This is a genomic window from Rhodopseudomonas sp. BR0M22, assembly GCF_010907035.1.
GTDB lineage: Bacteria > Pseudomonadota > Alphaproteobacteria > Rhizobiales > Xanthobacteraceae > Rhodopseudomonas.
Genome location: NZ_QUMK01000153.1, coordinates 1 through 430 on the forward strand (window position 1 = coordinate 1; position 430 = coordinate 430).

Sequence of the window (430 nt, forward strand, 5' to 3'; positions counted from 1 at the left end):
CCGAGTGCGCCGGTCGCACCACCGATTGCCCCGGTGACGCCGCCGAGATTGATGCCGGACAGGTCGAGGTTCACGTCGATCGGAAGATCGATATCACCGACCACCGCCTCGACCGGGTCGAGGTTGACGTTCAGGTCGGCCGTGATGGTGTCGATCGGCAGACCGCCGGGAAGAACCGCATCAAGGTTGAGCGTCAGGTCAGTGTCCGGCGAGGTGGTGCCGCCGGACGACGGATCGCCGGTCAGCAGGTTGCCGAGATCCCCGAGGGCGCCGGTTGCGCTGCCGAGCGCCCCGGTAACGCCGCCGAGTGCGCCGGTCGCACCACCGATTGCCCCGGTGACGCCGCCGAGATTGATGCCGGACAGGTCGAGGTTCACGTCGATCGGAAGATCGATATCACCGACCACCGCCTCGACCGGGTCGAGGTTGA

General features: G+C 67.2%; 1 pseudogene. It reads right to left on the reverse strand.

Annotation, left to right across the window (positions count from 1 at the left end):
• Nucleotides 1–430: pseudogene (locus DY468_RS24550) on the reverse strand (hypothetical protein); the annotation flags it as partial.